The organism is Pseudomonas sp. SJZ080, from assembly GCF_007828295.1.
Classification (GTDB): domain Bacteria; phylum Pseudomonadota; class Gammaproteobacteria; order Pseudomonadales; family Pseudomonadaceae; genus Aquipseudomonas; species Aquipseudomonas migulae_A.
In genome coordinates, this window is record NZ_VIUK01000029.1 from 1 (window position 1) to 20,615 (window position 20,615).

Genomic DNA, 20,615 nt, shown 5'->3' on the forward strand with positions numbered 1-20,615 from the left:
AACTGGATTAGACCGCACCAATTCAACAACGGACTGGCCCCAGCTCAGGCCGAGAAAAAACTTAACGTCGTGTCCGGGATTAGTTGACCACTACAGACGGATGTCCACAGAGCGCTTGTGAAGGCGAAGGTAAGCGGAAAACTTAGACATAGGCCGCAACTCGTAGTCAACGCGATGGCAGAAAATTACCGATCTGCTTCAGGTAAACCACATAGCGCCATGGCCTTAACTCTGTATCTGGCCGAGAATCTGAATGGCGGTAACGAAGTGAACTAGGTTTGTCTGAAGCCAACTCAAACGGGGAGGATGAATGCTTTGGCTAGAAGGAGTCGTGCCGCCGTTGAGCGAATAATCCTCCAAGCTCGGATATGGGGGTGGGATATGTCCTGGTCGTTCAGCATGGCCACGCCTACCGATACCAGGCCAATCGGTCACCATTATTCAGAGCATATTGCGCTCAAGCTTTACGGCTCCGTCCGATACCCTGAAGCATTCAAATACCTAACCTTAGAATGCTACCTACACGTTGACCCACTACTCCTAAGCGACAAGTCGGTTCCTCGCTGCATCGGCTCAATGCAGGCGACTGGCAAAAAACTCATCGCTTATGTCGCCGTTCACAACGACCGCTTTAACAGCTTAGTCATCGCTGCAAGTCGACTTGTTGCCCTGGAGATTAATGCGGAGCCCCTGAGGTACCGCAAGGCTAAGGTGATGGGTATCCACCTAAGCACCGAGCTGGAGTCTGACTGGTAATGGTTCTTTTGATCATAGGGCGCTAGTGTCCAGTGCTCGCTTACTAGACCTCCCCGGTGCCGAGCAACAAATGACGAGGCTCAAAACCCTAATTCCTCATCGAAGTAATCGCTGTCCAGTTTCGGTAGTTTTAGAAGCCGGGACGTTACCCCGACCTCGTGGTCCATCATCAGGTTGACTAGTCGGATGCCATCCACCAGCACCATGCCTTCCACTGAGCGGACAAAGTCGATGCCTTGGGCAGTGAAACCCGACGTAGTGATAAATACCCCTCGCTTGGCCTTTTGCCCAGCAAGTGCTCCATAGAACGCTTGCAACTCAGGACGGCCTACAGTGCTTTGCCAGCGTTTTGCTTGGACATAAACTTTTTCCAGTCCGAGCTTATCAAGCGAAATTACCCCATCAATTCCGCCATCTCCGCTTCCACCAACACGCTGCAAATCGTTTCGGCTAGCCCCGTAGCCAAGGCTGTGCAAGACGTCGAGCACAATGACTTCGAAGCGGTTGGGACTGACTTGTAGCAGGTTATCCAGCAGATCGGCAGCTGTTGCATCGCGTAGTTCACGCAGAGCCTGCTCCAACCGATCGTCTGGGCTCACAGTTGCTGATATAGGTGTAGCTGCGTCTTGCTCTCGCCCATCTAGCGGGACGGCATCTGTGGGGTTCCTAAGCTTCACGTCCATGAAGCCGATGGCGAGTTGCTCAACCTGACTCGCAGTTAGCGGTGACGGGTGCTCTGTGGAATAAGCAGTGCCAGCTTCGGTTAGCTTCCAGTAGCCTCGTTTGGCGCTGGAGGATAATCCTGCGCGCTTGAGACGGTCGTGAGCCCATCCAGAACGGTTCTTATAGGTCGCTTGCCCACTCGCAATCAGCTCTTGCCGCTGTGGTTCGGATAAATTCAAAGCCCGGGCCGCAGCTTCATGCGCGTCGCGTGCTGTCGCACCTTCCGGATTAGCGGCAAGGTAACGCAAGATCGGCTCAATGAATTTGTCGTATGTTGGAACGGACATTAGGATTCCTTTCGCAAGATTGCCAGCGTGGGCAAATGTTGTAAGCCGCATGTTATTCGGAGCAATCGGTTACCTCGAGGCCTAATGAGCTTGCTAGCTCTCGCGCTTCTGAATCGACCCGTAAGCGGCTGACCACTGCTTGCGCTCGCTCCTTCTCTTTGGCCAGATACTCCTCGGTAAAACACTCGACAATCTGCCCCTGACTCAAGCTTGGCGCCGATACCTGACGCTTGAGTCTGTTCAGAATTTTGCGGGCGCTGAGTTGGGCCGCCTCCCGCAGATATGCCCCCAATAGAAGATCGCGAAAAACCCATTCAGAGATCCATCCCTTCGCGAATGCCCAAAACAACAACCGATGGTAGGTATCCCAAGCCATGCGCGAATGGCCACTCAGATAACGGCGCAGGATTCGACCGTCGGCGTCCCTAAAACCATAAATCCCAAGCTCAGTAAGCAATCGCTCCAGCTTGACCTTGGACATGCCCGACTTCAGAGCAATACCAGAGAACAGGTACTCGACCATATCCACAGGCACGCGGACAACGAAATTTTTCCTACCAGTGCCCTCATGACGCTTGATCTCACGAAAGACGAACTGGAAAGCTTCTGTTGGGTCGATGTCCGGATGAGATAGCTGCATCTAGCTATTCTTTGGCTAATGGGTGCAGCTGTCAAAGGAGTACCCAACAGGTCAGCCAATACAAGTATCGGCATTGGAGACGCGAAGCCCGCGAAATTTGGAAGCTCACCAAAATGTTGTGTCGCACGTTTGATACTTTGAGCGCCGCCCAAAATGAGCCCGGTAAATCATTCGAGCACAGCATCCGAGGTGAATTGATGCACATCGCTCCACAACGATTCCGGTGCGGAAAAAACATAGTGGAATGAATCCAAAGGACAACTGCTGCCTACTACCGCCCATGCAGAGCCTGGGCAATAGCAGGCAGCCTGATCATTAACTGATTATGACCTCGAGCTACTCTATGAAACGTACGATCTCCGCGATGAAAACGGCGACCCGCATGCCCCTTTTCTCGCGAAAATCGTTCAACAAGTGAGGAGCTATTTGCCCCTCACGAACGCTGGCGGGGCAATGCGCTGTCGGCACTGGCTAGGATCGGCAGAGTCACGCAGAACGTCCTTGATGCGCTGAGCAGAAATCTCGAGTTCTTCGGGGGAGGCGTTCTGGATAGCACAAATCAACCGCTCACGATTGGAGCGCTTCAGATCCATAATCTCGGCGAAGCTACTTTCATCGTCACTGGATTGTTCCATAACAACCTCCAAGGCATCTTGAGAGCATCACCGGAGAACTACACGGCAGTGTCAAATAGCTCTCTCAGATTCGTCACTTTAGTCTTTGTGCTTCCGCATCACCACAACCGCCCAAAAATCGTCTCACGCCTATCAACGTCAAGTGTGCACGCGTGCTGCTTATCCCCCAGCTTTGTATCGGAATGCCACTCAAGGCTAGGGCAATTCGGTAAATCCTAGCTATCGCTCTACCGTCTTTCTCGCCGTCCAATCGTCGTATCCTCAAACGCTGATGGATGATGCATTTTTCGCTTATGTAAACGTATTGAATTCGTCTTTTTTTCGTACCCATGGCGTTCCCCTCAATGCCAACGCCTCTTACTTCCCGGATGTAACCAGGTAGTGCAAAACTCATCTAAATTCTGAGAGGAAAGACTAGGACAAGGTAGGGTTTGCTATACCGCCAGTACCTGGCGCATCACAACCGGCGCGCACCAGTCGTTCCACTCCCTCTGCTTTGCCTACCTTCCCTGCTCAGGGCAAGCCCCGAGACCCCAACACCTTGAAAAGGAAAGCTCATGAGCTGTAGCAACACAGGATGGCTACCGGCAATTCGTCAATTCGAGGAAGAAGAAGCACTGGTACGCGAGAAAGCCCACGACAGCGGAATGAACGTTGGTTAGTTCGTGCTGGCCGCCGCATTGAAGCGACTGACCAGAAGCAAAATTGACTCCTATGTAATCAATGAACTGCGGCGCCTAGGTGGCCTTCGGAAGCATCTTTTCACAGAGGGCAACGGCGAGCTTTCCAAGCAGTACGCAAATGTCTTGGTTGAGATAGCCGAGGCCATTAAGCGTATCGGGTGTTGAAAAAACGTTAACACCCTGCTGGTTTAAAGCTGCATGTCTACGTCATGTAACGCGAGTACTTCATGCTCTGCAAGGCCACGGCTACGCAGTTCCAACCCAACAGTTGAGCTCACCATCTGATGTTCGATGCCTTGCTGCTCCAACAGCCTTCCCAACAGAAGTATTTCGCCCTCCGCTTCCAGGCTACGAAGCCGCTCGGGACAGTTGAACGCCCAGCGGTCGAGTATCTGCCAGCCGCGGGCGTGATAAGACGGAGAGCGGAGAACAGATTCAATAGTCGCTCGCGTCAACACGTTGGCAGCGATCCATAGCGGCGGGTTGTCACTGAACATATCCGTCCCCCATCTGGCGAAGACGTGTAATCATTCTAGTGTTTTGCGCGATAGAGGAAGGCCGGAAGCCGCCTTTTTGCTTAAGCTCTCCGATGTGCTGATGGGAGAATCCGAGAGTAGAAAGGGTGGCAAAATCATCGCGGGCAAGGGCCAGATTAGCCCCGCGCATCATCGCATTCGCCTGTTCCAGTCGAATGATATCTGTAAGCGCAGGAATGCTTCTGATGGGATTGCTCATAGATTGCTCCTACTGAATGATGAGCTGACGCTCAAAAATGGTTGTACAACGCCGCCACTACTTACTAAGCAACGCAACGAGTCGAGCCTCAGTATTGAGTACCTCTGTCGACTTCAAAACGAGGCTGAACACGGGAACATCAAGATTGCTGGTCAATACCTCCAACCGATGATTGTGCTTCCCTACCGGGACGATCCGCCAAGCATTAATTTCATCGAACCTGAAAAAATGCTCAGCTCCTTTGACTGGGTACGCCAACAGCCTACGTGCAGATCCATCGATCCCCAGGTAGGCATCGTTAATCTTTGCGAATACTTCGAGCTGCGGTTGAAAACCTGCGTTCTGGAAACCTGCTACCAGTCGCTTCAGCTTCTCTGCGTAGCGTTGGTTAACAAGCCAAAACAACCAGCCCCCACCGACGAAGTAGAAAGCCAAAACCCAGAACAACCATCGAATGGCAGGATCAGCACCGCCAGCAAACCCCAAAAAGAACGGAAGGTTGAAGCCGCACAAAACCACCACAATCAGCAGCAACACTCCAACCGGCAGACTTCCAACAATCCATAGCACCCGGAATAGCTCCCAAATCTGCCTCATCACTTTTACTCACGCCAATGTTCAGCACAAAATATCTGATAATCAGATATCTTAAAAGCAGATATAGCTTGGTCAGCCGACCCTACAGATACGCGGCAATGACCAAAGCAATCTATCGACGTGAGCACGAGATTCTTCTTCAAGTGCTCAAACGCATGCGCGTCGAGTCCGGAATGACTCAAGCACAGTGCTCTGCTGCCCTATGTAGACCGCAGTCATTCATGAGTGATGTGGAGAGAGGAGTCAGAAGGCTCGATGTTGTTCAGCTTCGAGATCTTTGTCTGGTCCTCAAGACTGATCTCTCAAGCTTTTCCAAGACGTATGAGCAAGCCCTTATCGAGGGGTAATGCACGCATCCCAATCCTGCCTGCATCCGGCAGGGCATGACTGGCAGAGATCGGCCAAAAGCGGACGTCAGCTATGAACAAATCCGTCTACTTTTGCACGTCCCCGCGCAGCAACTACAGGTCCTTTTCCAGTTGACCCGTGGAGGCTCACAATAGTCATGTTTTACTATCAGGCATACGAAGACCGCAGAGCACCCTCAATGAGTGAGCAAAAAATCGAACAGGGCTTCATCGACAAGCTAGTTGAGCTGAAATACACCTACCGCTCCGACATCACTGACCGCACCTCGCTAGAGCAAAACTTTCGCGAGAAGTTCGAGGCCCTCAACCGCGTTCGCCTCACTGATGCCGAATTCGCCCGTCTTCTAGATGAGATCGTCACCCCTGATGTGTTTGCGGCGGCGCGCACCCTGCGCGAGCGCAATGCCTTCACCCGCGAAGACGGGACTCCGCTGAACTACACGCTGGTCAACATCAAAGACTGGTGTAAAAACAGCTTCGAGGTGGTTAACCAGCTGCGCATCAATACCGACAACAGTCACCATCGCTTCGATGTGCTCATCCTCATTAACGGTGTGCCGTGCGTCCAAATAGAGCTGAAAACGCTGGGCGTCAACCCTCGCCGCGCCATGGAGCAAATCGTCGAATACAAAAACGTCCCCGGTAACGGCTACACCAAAACCCTGCTGTGTTTCCTGCAGTTGTTCATCGTCAGCAATCGCGACAACACCTACTACTTTGCCAACAATAACGCCCGTCACTTCTCTTTCAACGCCGATGAGCGCTTCCTGCCCATCTATCAGTTTGCGGACGAGGCGAACAAAAAAATTACCTACCTGGACAGATTCGCCGAGACCTTCCTCGTCAAATGCACGCTTGGCCAAGCACTCAGCCGCTACATGGTGCTTATCGCTACTGAGCAGAAGATCATGATGATGCGCCCGTATCAGGTCTACGCCGTCAAAGCCATTGTCGACTGCATCGAACAAAACTGCGGCAACGGCTATATCTGGCACACCACTGGCAGCGGCAAAACACTTACGTCCTTCAAAACCTCCACCTTGCTCAAGGACAACCCAGAGATCGAAAAATGCCTCTTCGTGGTCGACCGCAAAGACCTCGACCGCCAGACCCGCGAAGAATTCAACAAGTTCCAGGAAGGGTGCGTCGAAGAAAACACCAACACCGCTGCGCTGGTGCGTCGTCTGCTGTCCGAGGACTACGCCGACAAAGTGATCGTCACCACCATCCAGAAGCTCGGCCTCGCCCTAGATGAAAGCAGCAAACGTAACAAGCAGCGCAAACGGAATGACCAGCTCACCTACAAAGAGCAGTTGGCCCCGCTGCGCGACAAACGCATTGTGTTCATCTTTGATGAATGCCACCGCTCCCAGTTTGGCGAGAACCACAAAGCCATCAAAGAGTTCTTCCCCAAAGCCCAGCTCTTTGGTTTTACCGGTACCCCCATCTTTGATGAGAACGCCTCACAGATAAAAGTGGAAGATCAGCAAGCTTCTAATCAAACCACAGATGAGCTATTTCAGAAGCAGTTACACGCTTACACCATTACCCACGCGATTGAAGACGCTAACGTGCTGCGGTTCCATATCGACTACTTCAAACCAGATGGCAAAAAAACACCCAAGCCTGGGGAGGGCTTGGCTAAACGAGCTGTGATCGAAGCCATCCTAGCCAAGCACGATACGGCCACCGCCCAGCGCCGTTTCAATGCCATTTTGGCGACGGCCAGCATTAACGACGCCATTGAATACCACAGCTTGTTTGCCGAGCTGCAACACGCCAAACAACTGTCAGACCCAGACTACCAGCCGCTGAATATCGCCTGCGTCTTCTCACCACCTGCTGAAAGCAATGCGGACGTAAAGCAGATTCAGGAAGACTTGCCGCAAGAAAAGCAGGACAACGAAGAAGACCCTGAAGGCAAAAAAGCGGCGCTCAAAGCCATCCTAGAGAAATACAACACACGCTACGGCAGCAACCACAGCATCAGCGAGTTCGACCTCTACTACCAGGACGTGCAAAAGCGCATTAAAGACCAACAGTGGCCCAATGCCGACCACCCACATACGCAGAAAATCGATATCACCATCGTGGTCGATATGCTGCTGACCGGCTTCGACTCTAAGTACCTGAACACCCTGTACGTGGATAAAAAACTTAAGTACCACGGTTTGATCCAGGCCTTCTCGCGCACCAACCGTATACTTAACAGCACCAAGCCCTACGGCAACATTCTTGACTTCCGCCAGCAGCAGGACGCGGTAGATATCGCCATTTCCCGCTTCTCCGGCGATCAGTCTGGCAAGCCGGCCCGCGAAATCTGGCTGGTGGACAAGGCCCCGGTGGTTATTGAAAAACTACAGGCTGCCGTACAAGAGCTGGATGACTTTATGCAATCTCAAGGCCTGGCCTGCGCACCGGAGGCCGTGAATAACCTGAAAGGCGACGATGCTCGGGTTACTTTTATCAGCCGCTTCAAGGAAGTGCAGCGCCTCAAAACCCAGCTTGACCAGTACACCGACCTCACTGAAGACAACGCCGCTGCCATCGAGCAAATCCTGCCCAAAGAAAACCTACTCGGTTTTCGCGGCGCTTACCTGGAAACGGCCCAGCGCCTCAAGGCCCAGCAAGATAAGAATGGTAAAGGTACAGATGGCAAAACCGAAGCAGTTGATCAGCTCGACTTCGAGTTCGTGCTCTTCGCCTCCGCCGTTATTGACTACGACTACATCGTGGGGCTGATGTCACGCTTCTCGCAGCAAGAGCCCAGCAAACAGAAGATGAGTCGCGATCAGCTTATTGGCCTCATCCAAGCCGATGCCAAGTTTATGAACGAGCGTGAGAACATTGCCGCCTACATATCCACCCTCAAAGCCGGCGAGGGGCTGAACGAAACGGCTATCCGCGAGGGCTATAGCCGCTTCAAACAACAAAAAGACGTCACAGAGCTGGCGGAGATTGCTAACAGACACCAGCTAGCCCCAGCAGCCTTACAAGACTTTGTGGATGGCATTCTGCAACGAATGATCTTCGACGGTGAACAGCTCAGCGACCTGATGGCCCCGCTTGACCTTGGCTGGAAAGCCCGTGCCCAAGCAGAGCTGGCGTTGATGAAAGAACTGCACGACCTACTTATAAAACGCGCCCAAGGCCGCGAAATATCAGGACTTAGCGCGTATGAACAGTAAGACCAACACGACCGGCGCGAAGGCAGACACCAAGCCCGCGCTGGTGCCGAAACTGCGGTTTCCCCAGTTTCGGGAGGCGGAGGGGTGGAGATCTACCCCTCTAAATCGTTTAGCGATTCGTGTTAAACAGAAAAACCGAGACGAAAAAATTGATCGTGTGCTGACCAACTCTGCTGAGTTTGGTGTAGTAAATCAGCGAGATTTTTTTGATAAGGACATCGCTACACAAGGAAAGCTTGAGGGCTATTTTATTGTTGAGCTGGGCAGCTACGTCTACAACCCACGCATATCGTCAACAGCCCCCGTAGGCCCCATATCAAAGAATAAAATTGGCACAGGAGTAATGTCTCCTCTGTATACAGTCTTTAAATTCAAAGACGACAGGAACGATTTTTACGAATATTTTTTCAAGACTACCGGCTGGCATACCTACATGCGGCAAGCATCTAGCACAGGTGCACGCCACGATAGGATGGCTATATCAAGCGACGACTTTATGGCGATGCCTTTGCCTGTGTCGTCACCAGATGAACAACAAAAAATCGCAGATTGCCTAATTTCATTAGACGAACTTATCGTCGCTCAAGGCTGCAAAGTGGATGCGCTCAAGACCCATAAAAAAGGACTGATGCAGCAGCTTTTCCCCCGCGAAGGCGAAACCCAACCCGATCTCCGCTTCCCCGAATTCCAAAACACAGGAGAGTGGGAGCGCGAAGAGTTATCTAACTGCCTTAAAAAAGTTATCGATTACAGAGGGAAAGCTCCGCCAAAATCTGAATCAGGTGTCCCGCTGATCACCGCGAAAAACGTGAGGTTCGGCTGGCTCGACATGACAAATGACGAATACATCGAAGAGAATAAATACGAAGAATGGATGACCAGAGGCATACCTCAGGCAGGAGATATTCTTTTTACTACCGAGGCACCACTAGGTAACGTGGCGTTGTTTCCTTGTGCTGGGAAATTTGCCTTGGGGCAGCGTCTTCTCACTCTCCGTTCCAAGTCTGAAAGATGTCTTCCTGAATTCCTCCTCCACTCCTTGCTTAGTCCAACGATGCAGGAAGATATCGATTTTCACAGCACCGGCTCAACGGCTAAGGGCATCAAGTCAGCGGTGTTTGTGAAACTCAACTTTTGCTATCCGAAGGACATAGACGAACAACAACGCATCGCCAACTGCCTCACCAGTCTCGACGATTTTATTGCCGCGCAAATCCATAAGCTCGAATCCCTCAAGGCTCACAAGAAAGCGCTAATGCAGCAGCTTTTCCCATTCCTAGAGGGGGCTGAGGTATGAACAACAAGCCAAAGATCAATAAATATGCCAACCTCAAAACACTCGCGAGGAAGCTGCGCGACGATCTAGGGGGGGCAGATCTCATTCTTCTCTATGCCTACAATCGCACCGGCAAGACGCGGCTCTCTATGGAGTTCAAGAACATTGGAAGGCGTAAGGCGAAAGAGAATCCGGATGGCATCGCAGATACCCTTTACTTCAACGCCTACACCGAAGATCTGTTTACTTGGGACAATGACATTGAAAACGACACTGCTCGCGGCCTGGAAATAAACCAGGCATCGCGATTCTTTGATGGATTCAAGAACGAGCCTCTGGAGCCGGCTATTGATGAATACTTAAAGCGCTATGCAGACTTTGACTTTGATTTCACGTTTCAAGAAGTGCAGCAGGGCATCGAATCCTTTTCCAGACCTGTGTTCGTTAGCTTCCGCAAAGGCGAAGAGTCGCACATCAAAATCTCCCGTGGTGAGCAGAACATATTCATCTGGTGCGTCTTCATGGCCATCTGTGAACAGCTTTTGAAATATCCCGACGCTTATCCGGCAGTGAAGCACGTATATATCGACGACCCTATTTCATCACTGGACGACAACAACGCCATCTCCGTCGCCTGCGACCTCGCCAAACTCCTGCGCCGGGCCGCCAGTCGGACAGGCCAGAACGGCACTCCCGCGCCTATCAAGGTGATTTTCTCCTCCCACCACGCCCTCTTTTTCAACGTAATGTGCAATGAGATTGGTAGGGCGAAGGAAGGGAAGCCGAAGGTGTCTCACAAACGCTACTTTCTGCAACGTCCGAATGGTGAGGGCGCCTTTGCCCTACGGGCCACCGATGACACGCCGTTTTTCCATCACGTAGCGGCCCTCGCCGAACTACAGACGGCCGCCGATCACAACAACGGCAAGCTCTACACCTTTCACTTCAACGCGCTGCGCAGCATCATGGAAAAAACGGCCTCGTTCTTTGGCCATGCCGACATTTCGTTCTGCCTTAAAGCGCTCGTGAATGAGGAGGACACAGCGCTTTACAACCGTGCCCTCCAGCTGCTGAGTCATGGCAAATACGCCATCCATGAGCCGACCGAAATGGGTGAGGACAATAAAGACCTGTTCCGCCGCATTCTGAAGGACTTCATCAGCACATTTAAATTTTCCGTGCCTGACTTATCGGGAGCTAAACCAGCCGCACCGGCTGCCGCACTCACTCCAGGCCCATAAGCGACCTACATACATGAATGACACCAATAGAAAAAAGCTTGGCCAAACCCTTTGGGCCATTGCCGATCAATTGCGCGGCGCTATGGATGCGGATGATTTCCGCGACTACATGCTGTCCTTTCTCTTCCTGCGCTACCTCTCAGATAACTATGAAACAGCGGCAAAGAAGGAACTTGGTAAAGACTATCCAGAGCTGCCCATTGACGTTTTGATAAAAACGGGGGCATCGACTCCTCTACAAGTCTGGTATGAGGAGAACAAAACGGACATTCCGGCCTTCGAGAGGCAGATGCGCCGCAAGGTGCATTACATCATTGAGCCAGTACACCTGTGGAACAGCATCGCCAATATGGCCCGCACCCAGGACGATGAACTGCTCACTACGCTACAAGCGGGCTTTAAATACATCGAAACCGAATCCTTTGAGAGCACCTTTCAAGGCCTTTTCTCGGAAATCGATCTGGGGTCCCCCAAGCTGGGCAGGAGCTATACGGAGCGCAATACTAAGCTCTGCACCATCATCCAGAAGATCGCCGAGGGTCTAGCAGACTTCTCCACAGATAGTGATGCACTGGGCGATGCCTACGAATACCTGATTGGCCAGTTTGCCGCTGGTTCAGGCAAGAAAGCGGGCGAGTTCTACACGCCCCAACAAATTTCCGACATCCTGTCCGCCATAGTTACCCTTGACAGCCAAGACCCCAAAACCGGCCCCAAAAAGCGCTTGGAAAGTGTGTTGGACTTCACCTGCGGGTCCGGATCGCTGCTGCTAAACGTGCGCAAGCGCATGGGGCCGCATGGCATTGGCAAGATTTATGGCCAGGAAAAGAACATCACCACCTACAACTTGGCCCGCATGAACATGCTGCTGCACGGGGTGAAGGACACCGAGTTCGAGATTTACCACGGTGACACTTTGAGCAACGACTGGGACATTCTGCGCGAGCTAAACCCTGCTAAAAAACCTACATTCGATGCCATAGTCGCTAATCCGCCCTTCAGCTACCGCTGGGACCCAACAGAAGCCATGGCCGATGACGTGCGCTTCAAAAACCACGGTTTGGCCCCTAAATCGGCTGCCGACCTTGCCTTTCTGTTGCACGGCTTTCACTTCCTGAAAGATGAGGGCGTGATGGCCATCATCCTGCCTCACGGCGTTCTGTTCCGTGGCGGCGCTGAGGAGCGCATCCGCACCAAACTGCTAAAAGATGGCCATATCGACACCGTGATCGGCTTGCCATCCAACCTGTTTTATTCCACGGGAATCCCGGTGTGCATTCTTGTGCTCAAGAAGTGCAAGCAGCCGGAAGACGTGCTGTTTATCAATGCGACTGAGCACTTTGCTAAAGGTAAACGCCAAAATCAGCTAACGGACGAGCATATCGCCCAGATCATCGATACCTACCAATTCCGCAAGGAAGAGCCCCGCTATGCCCGCCGGGTAGAAATGAAGGAGATCGAGAAGAACGGCTATAACCTGAATATTTCTCGCTACATCAGCACGGCAGGCGCAGAGGCAGAGATTGACTTACAAGCCGTGAATACCGAACTGGTCACACTGGAAAAAAACATTCAGGCGGCTAGGGACAAACACAATGCCTTCCTGAATGAGCTGGGACTGCCACCCTTAGTGTGAACCGCACAGCGATTTAATGAAGCCGTATAAAAAGGCACTGCACGGATAGCAATGCCTTGTTATGCGTCTATGCCGAGCGTAATTATGGCGATCTGTGAGGTTGTGAACCCCATGAAAAAGCCCCGCTATTCGCGAGGCTTTTTCGTTACGCCGCTGGATCTGGTTCAGGCGGCTCTACTATAGGTGGAAGTGGTGGCGGCGGCGGTGGCCGAGGCGCGGAAGGAACCGGCGGTGGTGGCTGAGGTCCGTTTGCCGATTGATGCCCTAAAGGGAAAGCATTAGATGGTCCGCTTGGCGTGGCTGGGGTCGGCCATGCTGGAGTTGCCAGAGGAATGCTTCCGGGATTTGATGGTGGCGGCGGTGTGAACGCACCTACCTTGCTCAGTAAGTCCTGAACAACTTTTCCTTCGATAGTCTGGTACGGGTCTAGATATTGAGTTCCAATATGTAGGGCATCCGTCTTGATAATGTCGACGGCCTGACCAGTCTTGTCTTTTTTATCGCCTCTAGACATAAAGAAAGCTGCGTATTTGCTAGGCGGTACGCCAGAAAACGTCTCGAATAATGTTTTATCTGGGGTCCAGGCATCGGTGGTGATGGCGTCTTCATGCAGGTCCAGTGCGAGACTTTTTTCATACGGCTCGATATAGACAACACGCTTGATGCCAGCGGCGATGATGTGCCGAGCGCAGTTATGGCAAGGGAATGTTGTCGTGTACAGGACACAAGAATCTGTCGAGTTCCCGTGAGATCGCGCCAGACCGAGAATTGCTTCCATCTCCGCATGGATGGCGCGGGAGAATTCGATGATTGACCCAGCTCTTGTCTCTTTCTGGATCAGCCGAGCAAGCTCGTCTTTGACCTCTTGCGTAACAGCCACTTTCTGACTGACGATATTCACAATATCTTCAATGAGATGAGATTTGTGTATGTCGTTGTAGCATTTGCCGCCGTGAAAAATGCACCGCTGATCATTCGTACTGTCCGATGTGTATAGTCCACCGCCAAATTTCGGCACATCGTTCCAGCCAAGAGAAATAACATTTCCTTCTTTGTTGACGATGGCTGCGCCGACCTGCCTGCTAAGGCATGCGGACTTCAATGAGGCGGAATAGGCAGCGTACATGCCCGATTCATCTGCGGTTGGTGTAATGCCATTTTTTCCATGGACCAGCGCAGCAAATCGTTGACAGGGAGCGGTAAGGTTCGATACCGAGTCCTGATTGTTGCGAATGAAGAAGTCAGCAAGCTGTAGCGTTTTTTCTAGTTTTTGCCCGTGGGTTGCATTCAATTCGTTTCGATCACGGTCAATCAGATACTGCGCTTCGTGCTTAGGAATTCTTTCCGAGCGAGTCAGATAGTTGAATCTGATTTTTTCAGGGCTCAGGACGCCTATTAAATAAAAAATGTCTCCATAGACAAGCTTGAAGAGTTCAACCTCTTCTGGGTGTTTGAGCTGGTCAATTATGTAAACAGTTTTAGGGGCCTTGCCATCTGCGCCTTTTGCGATGGTGCGCTTGACTGCGATTTCCTGCATAGCCAAGGCTGCCAGGATCGGCGGGTCATACTTTTTTCTAAGCTCGTTGCCTAGGTCTTGAAGCGTTGTGTACCGCTCCTTACCTGAGGAAACATCTAATGAGAGAGTCTTCAGCTCGGGCGGAAGCCCGTGAGTTTTAAAATAACCCCTGATGATATCGCTGACTTTCACATGTTCAGTGATATATCCGTATTCCTCGAACTGAAGACGGATGGAGCGAATGACGTCTGCCAAATTGCAGCCAACCGGGCCGCAGAAAGCGATGACGATTTCATCGGTACGTCGACCTTCGATTCGTTGACGCATGCTCATAGTGGAGGATTTAGCATCCGCACTTCTAGCAACTCGTTCCTTGGGAGCAGGCGCGGCCATGTTCAGATCCTTGAAACATTATTGAAATATTTCGGAATTACCAATCAGCCTTTTGAGCGTTGGCGACAACCACCTCAAGTGCCTTTCTGTACTCCTCAGTGGCCTGCCGTTCCTTGAACTGAGCGATTCCGATCACATTCGAGCGCCGATCCGTAGCGCCCTTAGCGAGCTTCTCGGAGTGTTGCACGTTTGACTCCTCAGTTTTTTTCATCTCGGCTTCATCCCCTAGGTGGTGACGGTCAAAAACAGGTCCGCATTCTACAGGCGCATATGCTCAAGTTAAACCTCCGATTGGGGATTAGCATAGCTCTATTTGCCTACACGACAAGCGGTATAAACGTCTGCTTTAGCGGGCGTGATGTCCGAATTTTAATTTAGTATATGGCTTGCTAAGCGCGGTGAAGGAAAGCAAGGACCGGGTGCGCAACGCCATCATCAACTCGGGTCTGCAATTCCCGATACGGCGGATCACGTTGAACGTCTCGCCCCGGCGGATTTGCCGAAGGACGGTGCGCGGTTCGACCTGGCGATTGCCTTGGGGATTCTGTCGGCCAGTGTCCAGGTACCAACGTTGACGCTGGACGACGTGGAATGCCTCGGGGAATTGGCGCTGTCAGGCGCAGTGTGGGCAGTCCATGGATTAGTCGGATCGTCAACAGGTGACATACGCTGGACGGGCCACAAACCGGACGTTTGACATAGATTGTCCCGTCGGCAACGGATCTATGCTTAGAAAGCCACGTTTTTGACTGATCCCGAGACGCTAAATGCGACAAATACTGGGGCATACGCCGTAACCCAGCGCTTGGCGCTGGGATGCATAGACACGCATAACCTACGTTGGTAGTGTCTATCGGAACAACTTCTCAGGCTGGATAGCTATGAATTGTTACCTCAACATTAGCGCAATCTTGCTGAACTACTCCAAAGCTGTCGTTCTTAATTTCTTCACCACTGTAGCCATATGATCATATTCGTGGCGGGGGTTTATGGCGTCGGGAAAACGACCATTTGCGAACTGTTGGCAAGGGAGCTCGACTACACCACTGCCAGCGCTAGCGCATTGATTCGCCAGCGTCGAGGCCAGACAACTTGGAATAAAACTAAGAAAACCCATGAAATAGTTCAGAATCAACAGCATTTAATAGAATCACTGAATGAGCTTAAAGCTCTTAACCGAAGCGTGATTTTAGATGGACATTTCGCGCTTCTAGATGGTGAGGGAAAGGTAGTCAAAATAGAGAAAACCGTTTTTTTTGATTTAAATATTGATGCCATTGTCCTAATCGAAGGTGATGCAAAAGATATTGCCTCACGCTTGAGTGCCCGAGATACAAGTCAGTGGAATTACTCGACAATAGTGACCCTTATGGCCGCCGAACGTGAAAATGCCTTAGAATTTCATGAGGGTAGTGGCGTTCCACTAAAGATCTTCGACAGTAGCGCAAAGCAAGACATACTAGATTACCTAGCAGCCTTTGAAAACGGCAAAAATAATGATCCAAGGATCAAGGAGAATTAATTGAACGGCTTGCAGTATAAGAAATTTTCTGACGTCGATGAAAATGATGTATTTTTCGACTCACTTAAAGAAGACTACAGCGAATTCACCACTTGGTTCGCAAAGAAATCTGCAGCTGCCGAAGAAGCATATGTATTTTACAACTCTCGCCGGAGAATGGATGGCTTCCTTTATCTAAAAGTGGAGGATACTGCAGATACCGCCATTGTTCCGCCGCTTCCAGAAGGGAAAGCACTCAAAGTAGGAACACTGAAAATCAACGCTCACGGTACTAAGCTCGGCGAGCGGTTTGTTAAGAAAATATTTGATCATGCGATGAACTCGGGCGCTGATTATATTTATGTCACTGTATTCGAGAAGCATGAAGGCTTGATTACTTTATTGGAGCGCTACGGCTTCGAAAAACGAGCAACGAAGGTTACCCCCAATGGCTCGGAACACGTTTTGGTCCGAAATCTGAATGTAGTAACGGGCAATGTGGTTAAGGATTTTCCGCATTTCGAAACTACTGACAAGAAATATTATCTGTTGGCAATTTACCCAGAATATCACTCTGCTTTTTTGCCAGACTCAATCCTCAATGGCGAAAGCCACGACATTCTCGAGGACGTTTCTCATACAAACAGCATACACAAAATTTATATCTCAGGCATCAACCGGACTAAGTGTTTGGTGCCAGGGGATATTGTAGCAATCTATCGAACGAATGATGGAAAAGGGAAAGCTTATTATCGCTCTGTAGTTTCGTCTCTTGGTGTCGTAGAAGAAGTACGTCAAATCAAGTCCTTTCAAAGTGAATCTCAGTTCATTAAATATGCAAAGCCTTATAGTATTTTTACGATTGAACAGCTTAAAGAGTATTTTACTAATAAACAAAAATCATATATAATAAAGTTTACATATAATGCCGCCTTAAAGAAAAGAATTATCCGCAAGCGGCTGATTGAAGAATGCCTAATTAGCACTCGTTCTCGATGGGACTTTACCCAGCTTACGGAGACCCAGCTAAAATGGATTGCAGATGAAGGTGAAATAAATGAAAGTCTTATTGTCCATCAAGCCTGAGTACGCGAATAAGATTCTAAGCGGCGAAAAGAAATTTGAGTTTCGAAAAGTATCATTTACCAATACCAAGGTTAACACCGTCGTAATTTATGCTACGAAACCAGTAGGAAAAGTAGTAGGTGAATTTGAGATACTGCATATTTATAGCGACTCCCCTTCAAATATTTGGGAGCGAACTAAAAAATTCGCAGGCATTGAAAAGAAATATTTTGACAGCTACTACGAAGGTAAGGACTTAGCTGTGGCGATTGCGGTTGGGGCAGTTCACGAATATGAAAAGCCCAAAAACCTGTCAGATATCGGAGCAGGAGTATCTGCACCCCAGTCCTTCTGCTATATTAAACCCACTGACAATGAGCTGCAGCGAGAACTGGAGCTTAAACTTGGATAAGAGGCATTTTCAGTGATGGCTAATCCAGCGCTAAAGCAAGGGCTAGGGGTTGAAATGGAATGGGATTCGGGCTCTTTAAAGGTCGTTGATCGGAAATTTCTTATCGCCAACCCTTGGGCGTACGACGAAGTGCTGCCTCTTATCCTTAATCATCTCTACGAACTGTCTGGATATTATCCGGGCTTTAGTGAGTGGTTAAATCAAAAAGTTGTCCCTGGATTAGTCACCGGTGAACGAGCGATTCTGCTAGAGCACAGTCGTGGAAAACTATCTGGCTTAGCCATTATTAAAGATGATGCGATCGAGAAAAAGTTGTGCTGCCTACGTGTCTTACCGCCCTTCCAAGGCACAGGCGTGGGGCTGAAGTTGTTTGAGCGCTCATTTGATGAATTGAAAAATGACGCCCCATTACTGTCCATTGCCGAGGAACAAAAACACGTATTTGAAAAACTTTTCAAATATTACGGTTTTGAACTGGCCAAAAAATACCACAGCTACTATAGGCCGAAAAAAGACGAGCTCAGCTTCAACGGATTAATTGAACCTGAACCATTATTTAAACGTAGCGTGGGTGGACCGAGGAATTTACTACTTTCCACCTAAACGTCTAAGGGCTCTCTTTTTTAAGTTTTCGTATAACGGTTTTGCTCCGATCAATAGGAGCCCTATACTAAGGTACGTGAGCAGCCAGCTGACCTTCGCCCCGCATCCAGTGATCGACTTCGGTATCACACAGGTGGTAGTGATATCCCACACAGCGCTGCCCGAAACACCAAAAATTACCACCAAGGAAATAAACCGCGCTATTGATACATAATCGGATCTGACCTTAGAAAATCTACCGAGGACAATAAGGTCTTTGACAGTTTCACCCTCACGGCTCGCAGTCCATTGATATCCAAGGTAGTTCCTAACACTACTTTCATCAGAAACCCCCACGCTGCTGTCCAGACGAATGTACTCGTTCCAGACCTCTTCATCCATAAGGGATCGGTAGCCCTTATAGTCCTCAGTGTCGGACACACACACTTCGTCGCGAATGGTCGTCAAGAAGCAATGTATGCGTTTGAACTTAGGAAATTTTAATCTTCCATTTCCACTTAAAAGTTCTTCAGGCACACCTCGCAAGACATTGATTCGGAAATCAATGATTCTAGTCTCAGTGTTTGAACTAATAAGTGCACGGTCCTTTTGTAGGAAATTCATACTATAAACAGTAGGAGGGATATTCCTAATTCTGAATCTAATATAAGCCGAATTACGCTTATCCTCTTCTTTGACCAAAGGGGGCCTGCCAGGCAGCGTGATAGTAAGCCGAGTGCATTGGCTTTCATCACTCAAAAATATCGGATCGACTTTGAAAAGCTGTGTGTTCAATCTTATTAGAGAAAATGGCTTCTCATCCCTACCATCTTTTCGAAAACTAATATTGGCAAAATTCCCTTCTGCAAATCCATCGTAGTGTACAACCTCGTTGAATATTGCTGCGACGCTCTTTTCGCCATTAAGCCTCGTGCCAAGATCGCTTACATCCTTGAGTTCGACCTTCCAAGGGAAGTCAACAACAACTGCGCAATATTCATCACGCTGTCCAATCATCACACCGACATCCATAAACGGAGAGATACGATCTCTACCCGTCTCCCAGAGGTTTACGTGGAGCTCATCCTCCAGCTCTCTTTCCCAAAGTTCACCAGTTTTTTTGCGAGCAGCTTCACTGCTTGACCTACGCCCGCGCATGGCGGCATGGCGTACATTGCGGAGCGTGGTGTCGGTGTCGGGGGCTGCGGCGGGCGCTACGGCTGCGGCCGCGGCTGCTGGACTAGCAGTCGAAGTCCCTAACTGCTCTGCAGGGGTAGGGGCCTTTTGAGTGCAGTCGCATTGTGCGGAGTGCTCGGCTTTGGATAGAAACCGGACGATTATCCCTGAAAAAGCGTGGGGCATGGAGAGCTATCCTTGAAATGCGGCTGAGATGCACAAATCATTTCAACCCCTTTTTTCGTGTATGTCAATATGACATCAAATTACTCAGATAAAGGGATTAATAATAAACTCTAATTAAGTCTCTGAAGTTACTCGCAGGAATCAAAGCTCGGGAATGCCAGCGAAATAGCCATACTTTTGCCTCATCTGCACAATCGATAACATATTTAATATTATACTTTCCAAGGCAAGTTAAAGCTTCCCCCCGTGTATTATCCTGGGGACCTGTGAACTATCCCCAGGTCTTCCGCTAGCAATACTGTAATAATCAACTTGAGTTTCGTTCAGAACTTCCGCCGAGCAGTAAGTTTCAGATTCGAGCGGAGCTCTAAATCTACATATTAATTCCATAATTTGCCATAAATACTCGTTACCTTCATTTCTTAATTTATCGATTAGCAACTCTTTATATTGCTCAAAGGTCATATCCTCCCCGGCGTTCAGCTTCGCTCTAATTTCCCGATCAAACTCTCGAGACGCGAGCTTATCTTCAATGTGAATCGCCCCTAGTTTCGTAGGCACCTCCAAGCCTTAAAATGAGGCCCATTAGGAGGTGCTTTATCTGCTGGAGTTGTGGTGCGGCTAGGTGAGCGGAAAGACTTACCTACTGATCGCAATGCCACAAATTTGCCACACTCGCCCCGCTAACCAAGGCGAAAACCCGCTAACCCCAGCTAACACAACCCGTTGATTTCCCAGCTAATCCCCGCTAACGTATTGATTCTAAACGTCGACTTTTAGGACTCCGAAGGCAGGGGTCGTGGGTTCGAATCCCGCCTGGTGCACCATATGTAGAAACGAGAAAGCCTCAGGCCGTAGGGTCTGGGGCTTTTTTGTGGGTGCAGTGGTCTAGGCTGTTTATCTAGTTTTCTATTGTTGCCTATGACAAAGAAAGCGATCGTCATGCTTGGGCCGCACATTATTTGCCGACGCCGAGTAAGGCGCTGTGATGACGTGGTGAAGTGCTGACGCGAGACCAA

19 protein-coding genes and 1 pseudogene are annotated in these 20,615 nt (G+C 50.1%); 12 read left to right on the forward strand and 8 right to left on the reverse strand.

The window, feature by feature from the left end; all coding sequences use genetic code 11:
* Window positions 1–381 precede the first annotated feature (381 nt).
* Window positions 382–756: a hypothetical protein gene (locus FBY04_RS27605; RefSeq protein WP_256667196.1), complete on the forward strand. Its 375-nt coding sequence runs from the start codon at window positions 382–384 to the stop codon at window positions 754–756.
* A gap of 80 nt (window positions 757–836) precedes the next feature.
* Here the strand turns inward: FBY04_RS27605 and FBY04_RS27610 are convergent, their stop codons facing one another.
* The 6 genes from FBY04_RS27610 to FBY04_RS27640 all read right to left on the reverse strand — a co-directional run bounded on the left by FBY04_RS27610 (window position 837) and on the right by FBY04_RS27640 (window position 5,056).
* Window positions 837–1,766 carry a restriction endonuclease gene (locus FBY04_RS27610; protein WP_145318409.1) on the reverse strand — a complete coding sequence of 310 codons (930 nt, stop codon included), beginning with the start codon at window positions 1,764–1,766 and terminating at the stop codon, window positions 837–839.
* A gap of 52 nt (window positions 1,767–1,818) precedes the next feature.
* Window positions 1,819–2,406 (reverse strand): hypothetical protein, encoded by a 588-nt coding sequence (locus tag FBY04_RS27615; protein ID WP_145318412.1) that lies wholly within the window; start codon window positions 2,404–2,406, stop codon window positions 1,819–1,821.
* Window positions 2,407–2,828: 422 nt separating this feature from the next.
* Window positions 2,829–3,041: a hypothetical protein gene (locus FBY04_RS27620; RefSeq protein ID WP_145318415.1), complete on the reverse strand. Its 213-nt coding sequence runs from the start codon at window positions 3,039–3,041 to the stop codon at window positions 2,829–2,831.
* Between the two features lie 871 nt (window positions 3,042–3,912).
* On the reverse strand, window positions 3,913–4,221 hold the full coding sequence (locus FBY04_RS27630; RefSeq protein WP_145318419.1) for a hypothetical protein: 309 nt from the start codon (window positions 4,219–4,221) through the stop codon (window positions 3,913–3,915).
* Entirely contained in the window at window positions 4,211–4,459 is a 249-nt protein-coding gene (locus FBY04_RS27635; RefSeq protein WP_145318422.1) for a hypothetical protein, read from the reverse strand. Before FBY04_RS27635 ends, FBY04_RS27630 begins: the two co-directional genes overlap by 11 nt.
* A 57-nt stretch (window positions 4,460–4,516) precedes the next feature.
* Window positions 4,517–5,056, reverse strand: coding sequence for a hypothetical protein (locus tag FBY04_RS27640; protein WP_145318425.1), 540 nt, complete (start codon window positions 5,054–5,056; stop codon window positions 4,517–4,519).
* 98 nt (window positions 5,057–5,154) lie between these two features.
* On the opposite strand from FBY04_RS27640, the gene FBY04_RS27645 reads away from it, so the two are divergent.
* The 5 genes from FBY04_RS27645 (at window position 5,155) to FBY04_RS27665 (ending at window position 12,765) form a co-directional block, all read left to right on the forward strand.
* Window positions 5,155–5,403 (forward strand): helix-turn-helix domain-containing protein, encoded by a 249-nt coding sequence (locus tag FBY04_RS27645; RefSeq protein ID WP_145318428.1) that lies wholly within the window; start codon window positions 5,155–5,157, stop codon window positions 5,401–5,403.
* Window positions 5,404–5,603: 200 nt separating this feature from the next.
* The gene (locus tag FBY04_RS27650) at window positions 5,604–8,612 is read left to right on the forward strand and encodes a type I restriction endonuclease subunit R (protein WP_145318431.1); all 3,009 of its coding nucleotides are present in this window, start codon (window positions 5,604–5,606) and stop codon (window positions 8,610–8,612) included.
* Complete coding sequence (locus FBY04_RS27655) at window positions 8,602–9,909, forward strand: restriction endonuclease subunit S (protein WP_145318434.1); 1,308 nt, start codon at window positions 8,602–8,604, stop codon at window positions 9,907–9,909. The genes FBY04_RS27650 and FBY04_RS27655 overlap by 11 nt, the downstream gene beginning before the upstream one ends.
* Complete coding sequence (locus tag FBY04_RS27660; protein ID WP_145318437.1) at window positions 9,906–11,129, forward strand: AAA family ATPase; 1,224 nt, start codon at window positions 9,906–9,908, stop codon at window positions 11,127–11,129. The genes FBY04_RS27655 and FBY04_RS27660 overlap by 4 nt, the downstream gene beginning before the upstream one ends.
* Before the next feature lie 13 nt (window positions 11,130–11,142).
* Window positions 11,143–12,765 (forward strand): type I restriction-modification system subunit M, encoded by a 1,623-nt coding sequence (locus tag FBY04_RS27665; RefSeq protein ID WP_145318440.1) that lies wholly within the window; start codon window positions 11,143–11,145, stop codon window positions 12,763–12,765.
* 145 nt (window positions 12,766–12,910) lie between these two features.
* Here FBY04_RS27665 and FBY04_RS27670 read toward each other — a convergent pair whose 3' ends face one another.
* The gene (locus FBY04_RS27670) at window positions 12,911–14,674 is read right to left on the reverse strand and encodes an anti-phage dCTP deaminase (RefSeq protein WP_256667197.1); all 1,764 of its coding nucleotides are present in this window, start codon (window positions 14,672–14,674) and stop codon (window positions 12,911–12,913) included.
* A gap of 392 nt (window positions 14,675–15,066) precedes the next feature.
* Between FBY04_RS27670 and FBY04_RS27675 the strand changes: the two are divergent.
* The 5 genes and pseudogenes from FBY04_RS27675 to FBY04_RS27695 all read left to right on the forward strand — a co-directional run.
* Window positions 15,067–15,320, forward strand: a pseudogene (locus tag FBY04_RS27675) (magnesium chelatase domain-containing protein); the annotation flags it as partial.
* A 318-nt stretch (window positions 15,321–15,638) separates the two neighbouring features.
* Complete coding sequence (locus FBY04_RS27680; RefSeq protein ID WP_145318443.1) at window positions 15,639–16,196, forward strand: ATP-binding protein; 558 nt, start codon at window positions 15,639–15,641, stop codon at window positions 16,194–16,196.
* Window positions 16,197–17,261, forward strand: coding sequence for an N-acetyltransferase (locus tag FBY04_RS27685; RefSeq protein WP_145318445.1), 1,065 nt, complete (start codon window positions 16,197–16,199; stop codon window positions 17,259–17,261).
* Window positions 17,233–17,652 (forward strand): ASCH domain-containing protein, encoded by a 420-nt coding sequence (locus FBY04_RS27690; protein WP_145318448.1) that lies wholly within the window; start codon window positions 17,233–17,235, stop codon window positions 17,650–17,652. Before FBY04_RS27685 ends, FBY04_RS27690 begins: the two co-directional genes overlap by 29 nt.
* 15 nt (window positions 17,653–17,667) lie before the next feature.
* On the forward strand, window positions 17,668–18,255 hold the full coding sequence (locus FBY04_RS27695) for a GNAT family N-acetyltransferase (protein WP_218571665.1): 588 nt from the start codon (window positions 17,668–17,670) through the stop codon (window positions 18,253–18,255).
* Here the strand turns inward: FBY04_RS27695 and FBY04_RS27700 are convergent.
* The gene (locus FBY04_RS27700; RefSeq protein ID WP_145318451.1) at window positions 18,241–19,596 is read right to left on the reverse strand and encodes a hypothetical protein; all 1,356 of its coding nucleotides are present in this window, start codon (window positions 19,594–19,596) and stop codon (window positions 18,241–18,243) included. The two genes, FBY04_RS27695 and FBY04_RS27700, sit on opposite strands and share 15 nt — an antisense overlap.
* A 911-nt stretch (window positions 19,597–20,507) precedes the next feature.
* Between FBY04_RS27700 and FBY04_RS27705 the strand changes: the two genes are divergently transcribed.
* Window positions 20,508–20,585: a DUF3077 domain-containing protein gene (locus tag FBY04_RS27705; protein WP_145318567.1), complete on the forward strand. Its 78-nt coding sequence runs from the start codon at window positions 20,508–20,510 to the stop codon at window positions 20,583–20,585.
* The last annotated feature ends 30 nt before the right edge of the window (window positions 20,586–20,615 follow it).

What these genes read in the sequence shown, in the direction of transcription:
- FBY04_RS27605 (WP_256667196.1), top strand. Translation starts at nt 382, where the DNA reads ATGTCCTGGTCGTTCAGCATGGCCACGCCTACCGATACCAGGCCAATC.
- FBY04_RS27610 (WP_145318409.1), bottom strand. Translation starts at nt 1,766, where the DNA reads ATGTCCGTTCCAACATACGACAAATTCATTGAGCCGATCTTGCGTTAC.
- FBY04_RS27615 (WP_145318412.1), bottom strand. Translation starts at nt 2,406, where the DNA reads ATGCAGCTATCTCATCCGGACATCGACCCAACAGAAGCTTTCCAGTTC.
- FBY04_RS27620 (WP_145318415.1), bottom strand. Translation starts at nt 3,041, where the DNA reads ATGGAACAATCCAGTGACGATGAAAGTAGCTTCGCCGAGATTATGGAT.
- FBY04_RS27630 (WP_145318419.1), bottom strand. Translation starts at nt 4,221, where the DNA reads ATGTTCAGTGACAACCCGCCGCTATGGATCGCTGCCAACGTGTTGACG.
- FBY04_RS27635 (WP_145318422.1), bottom strand. Translation starts at nt 4,459, where the DNA reads ATGAGCAATCCCATCAGAAGCATTCCTGCGCTTACAGATATCATTCGA.
- FBY04_RS27640 (WP_145318425.1), bottom strand. Translation starts at nt 5,056, where the DNA reads ATGAGGCAGATTTGGGAGCTATTCCGGGTGCTATGGATTGTTGGAAGT.
- FBY04_RS27645 (WP_145318428.1), top strand. Translation starts at nt 5,155, where the DNA reads ATGACCAAAGCAATCTATCGACGTGAGCACGAGATTCTTCTTCAAGTG.
- FBY04_RS27650 (WP_145318431.1), top strand. Translation starts at nt 5,604, where the DNA reads ATGAGTGAGCAAAAAATCGAACAGGGCTTCATCGACAAGCTAGTTGAG.
- FBY04_RS27655 (WP_145318434.1), top strand. Translation starts at nt 8,602, where the DNA reads ATGAACAGTAAGACCAACACGACCGGCGCGAAGGCAGACACCAAGCCC.
- FBY04_RS27660 (WP_145318437.1), top strand. Translation starts at nt 9,906, where the DNA reads ATGAACAACAAGCCAAAGATCAATAAATATGCCAACCTCAAAACACTC.
- FBY04_RS27665 (WP_145318440.1), top strand. Translation starts at nt 11,143, where the DNA reads ATGAATGACACCAATAGAAAAAAGCTTGGCCAAACCCTTTGGGCCATT.
- FBY04_RS27670 (WP_256667197.1), bottom strand. Translation starts at nt 14,674, where the DNA reads ATGGCCGCGCCTGCTCCCAAGGAACGAGTTGCTAGAAGTGCGGATGCT.
- FBY04_RS27680 (WP_145318443.1), top strand. Translation starts at nt 15,639, where the DNA reads ATGATCATATTCGTGGCGGGGGTTTATGGCGTCGGGAAAACGACCATT.
- FBY04_RS27690 (WP_145318448.1), top strand. Translation starts at nt 17,233, where the DNA reads ATGAAAGTCTTATTGTCCATCAAGCCTGAGTACGCGAATAAGATTCTA.
- FBY04_RS27695 (WP_218571665.1), top strand. Translation starts at nt 17,668, where the DNA reads ATGGCTAATCCAGCGCTAAAGCAAGGGCTAGGGGTTGAAATGGAATGG.
- FBY04_RS27700 (WP_145318451.1), bottom strand. Translation starts at nt 19,596, where the DNA reads ATGCCCCACGCTTTTTCAGGGATAATCGTCCGGTTTCTATCCAAAGCC.